The organism is Embleya sp. NPDC001921 (genome assembly GCF_053594475.1).
Window position 1 is genome coordinate 1 of the sequence record NZ_JBSFEO010000158.1, and the last position, 1,663, is coordinate 1,663.

A 1,663-nucleotide genomic window follows, 5' to 3' on the forward strand; every position below is an offset into this window, starting at 1 on the left:
CGGCAGGCCCAGGCCGACTGGCCGGCGATGCGGGTGCTCCGGGTCCGGTCGTGGACCGAGCGCACGGTCGTGGTCTGGGAGCACCCCGAGGACGTAACCGGCACCCGCGACGCCTCACGCGCCCCTGAGAGCCCCGCAGACGTCGCGCCCAGCAATTTTCCCCACGCACGACCTGACGGGCCCGCAGACGGGCGCACAGGCACCCGCACGGGCCATCCGAGGCCCGACCGACGACAGGAGACACCACCGATGCCCCGCCACACAGTCCACCTCAGCGTGGCCGTCACCTTCGACGGCGACTACTACGAAGCCCGCGAGCTGGTCGGCATGTGCGACGACTGGATCAGCGCCGGGTTCAACGACCGCGACGACCTCGTCGGCCACACCCTCACCGGCATCGTCGAGCAGGCCGACACCGCAGGAGCGCCCGCCGGCTTCGAGTTCCGCCTCTCGCCGGACCGCAGCCAGATCGCGATCTGGGAGCCCGGCAACGAGCCCTGGTTCATCCCGGAGCGGAACATGCCCGGCCGGTTCGTCGGGTCCGCCGAGATGAACGGCCTGGGCTGGACCCGGTACCTCCCGGCCGCCGAGCCCGCCGCCGACCCGTCCTGACCCACGCGGAAGCCCGCCCGCGAAGCAAGCGCGGGCGGGCCCGCGATCACCGTACCCACCACCAGGAGCCGACCATGCGCATCTGCATCACCACCGACGACGACGGCGACGCCAGCGTCCACTTCGAAACCCCCGACGGCATCGCCATCACCCTCCCCCTCGAACACTCCGACGTCGACAGCCACTTCGAGGCCCCCGCCCTGGTCGGCATCACCGTCGACACCAGCCCGGAGGCCCGGCGGTGAGCGAGTCCATCGCCTGGGACGACGCAGACGGCATACGCGCCCCCACACGCAGCCCCCACGCCTGGATCCGCCACCTCCTCCGACGACGCACAGGAGCACCCGTGACCGAGCCCACCGTCCGCCGGTTCCGCCGGCTGCCCATCGAGGTCGAAGCCGCCCAGGTCGTCGGCAGCGAAGACGGCCAGACCGCACGCGACATCGCCGTCTGGTGCCACGGCTCTGTCTCCGGCACCTACCAGCAGCCCAAGGTCATCCTCGACGACGGCGCCGCCCGAACCGGCGACTGGATCGTCTACGAACCCGGCGGGCCCCGCATCCTCCCCGACCGCGAATTCGGCGGCCAGTACGAGGAGATCGACCGGTGAGCCTCTACCGCCTCGACGCGGCCGCCCTGTTCGCCCGGCTCGACGCCAAGCGGAAGCCCCTCGGCTGGTCTTGGCGCACCGTCGGCACCCGCCTCGACGTCAGCCCCAGCACCTTCAGCCGCATGCAAGCCGGCCACGCGCCCTCCGCCGCCGCCCTCGTTACCTGCCTCGTGTGGCTCGACCTCGACACCGACATCGTCCACCTGCTCGCCCCCGGAGAGGCCGACCCGACATGACCGAGCCCACCCGCGAGCAGCTCGACGTCCTGCTCGACCGCGCCGAGCGCCATGCCCTCAGCCACACGGAAGCCGAGTTGCTGACCGCCACCGTGCGCCGGCTGGCCGATGAGCGGGACCGCCTCGCCGCCCGCTTGAACACCGGCCTCGTCGACGAGGCCGACGCCCTCCGCCGCCGGGCCAAGGAGTTGGACCGGCGGGCCGC

At 72.5% G+C, this 1,663-nt stretch carries 5 protein-coding genes; all 5 read left to right on the forward strand.

The window, feature by feature from the left end; translation table 11 throughout:
* The first annotated feature begins 249 nt into the window (after positions 1-249).
* Entirely contained in the window at positions 250-612 is a 363-nt protein-coding gene (locus tag ACWCPW_RS51960; RefSeq protein WP_449768682.1) for a hypothetical protein, read from the forward strand.
* Positions 613-686: 74 nt separating this feature from the next.
* The gene (locus ACWCPW_RS51965; protein WP_449768683.1) at positions 687-857 is read left to right on the forward strand and encodes a hypothetical protein; all 171 of its coding nucleotides are present in this window, start codon (positions 687-689) and stop codon (positions 855-857) included.
* A gap of 101 nt (positions 858-958) precedes the next feature.
* Positions 959-1,222 carry a hypothetical protein gene (locus ACWCPW_RS51970; protein ID WP_449768684.1) on the forward strand — a complete coding sequence of 88 codons (264 nt, stop codon included), beginning with the start codon at positions 959-961 and terminating at the stop codon, positions 1,220-1,222.
* A complete protein-coding gene (locus tag ACWCPW_RS51975) occupies positions 1,219-1,458 on the forward strand; it encodes a helix-turn-helix domain-containing protein (RefSeq protein WP_449768685.1) in 240 nt (79 codons plus the stop codon). The genes ACWCPW_RS51970 and ACWCPW_RS51975 overlap by 4 nt, the downstream gene beginning before the upstream one ends.
* On the forward strand, positions 1,455-1,663 hold a 209-nt coding region (locus tag ACWCPW_RS51980), incomplete at its 3' end, for a hypothetical protein (RefSeq protein WP_449768686.1). The genes ACWCPW_RS51975 and ACWCPW_RS51980, both read left to right, overlap by 4 nt.